Origin of the sequence: Streptomyces alkaliphilus, from assembly GCF_014141535.1 — a bacterium.
Classification (GTDB): Bacteria; Actinomycetota; Actinomycetes; order Streptomycetales; family Streptomycetaceae; genus Streptomyces; species Streptomyces alkaliphilus.
The window spans coordinates 1-1,089 of the sequence record NZ_VKHT01001329.1; the positions used below are offsets into that span (position 1 = coordinate 1).

The 1,089-nt window shown below is 74.7% G+C and carries 1 protein-coding gene; it reads right to left on the reverse strand.

Annotation, left to right across the window (positions count from 1 at the left end; all coding sequences use genetic code 11):
• Positions 1-18: 18 nt before the first annotated feature.
• Positions 19-1,041: an LLM class F420-dependent oxidoreductase gene (locus tag FNQ90_RS24290; RefSeq protein ID WP_143625038.1), complete on the reverse strand. Its 1,023-nt coding sequence runs from the start codon at positions 1,039-1,041 to the stop codon at positions 19-21.
• Positions 1,042-1,089: the final 48 nt, after the last annotated feature.

Below are 1,089 nucleotides of genomic sequence, written 5' to 3' on the forward strand. Positions count from 1 at the left end.
GGGATGGCTGCCCGGGGGTCACAGGACCTCCCGGGCCACCTCCAGGAGCCCGGGGTCGCGGTCCAGGAGGATGAGGGTGTCCACCCGCGATTCCCGCCAGGCCGCCAGGCGGTCCCGCATGGCGGGGATCGGGCCGAGCAGGGCCACCTCCTCGAGGAAGCGGTCGGGCACCGCCGCCACCGCGCCCGGCTTGTCGCCGTCGGCCATCCGGTCGCGGATGTCGCGGGCGGCGCCCTCGTATCCCATGGAGAGGGCGACGTCGAAGTAGGTGTTGCGTCCGCCGGGGCCGACGGCGCCCAGGAGGTGCGCGAACAGCGGCCGGAGCGCCTCGCGCCCCTCCTCGACGGTGTCGGCGTGCGCCACGTACGGGATGGGGCAGATCGCCACGTCCTCCGGGGAGCGGCCCGCCCGGGCGATGCCCTCGTCCAGCGGGGCGGTGAGGGCCTTCTCGTGCTCGGGCGCGTACAGGCCGCAGAGCCAACCGTCGGCGATCTCCCCGGTGAGGGCGAGGTTGCGCGGGCCGATGGCCCCCAGGTACAGCGGGATGCGCGGGCGCAGCGGCGTCATCTCGGACCGGACGGGCCGTGCCCGACCGCTGGACCCCGGTCCCCGGTAGGGGAGTTGGTGGATCTCGCCGTCGTAGCGGACGCGCTCCTCGCGGGCGACGGCGGCCCGGACGATGTCCACGTATTCGCGGGTGCGGCGCAGGGGGCGGTCGTAGGGTTGGCCGTGCCAGCCCTCGACGATCCACGGCACCGAAAGGCCCAGGCCGAGGTGGAAGCGCCCCTCGGACAGCACGTCCAGGGTCATGGCGGTCATGGCGGTGGCCGCGGGGGTGCGGGCCGGGATCTGCATGACGGCGGTGCCCAGGCCGATCCGTTCGGTGCGGGCGGCGAGGTAGCCGAGCACGCTCACCGCGTCGGGGCCGTACTCCTCCACGCTCCACACCGAGTCGACGCCGATCCGCTCGGCGTGCTCGACGATCGGCAGGACCTGCTCGATGGGCTCTCCGCCGTAGCCCAGGGCGAGTCCGAGACGCATGGCGCGCTTCCTTTCCGGTGCGGGGGGTGCGGGGGTGCGGTGCGGGTG

Coding starts and splice junctions, on each gene's coding strand:
- FNQ90_RS24290 (WP_143625038.1), bottom strand. CDS start 1,041: ATGCGTCTCGGACTCGCCCTGGGCTACGGCGGAGAGCCCATCGAGCAG.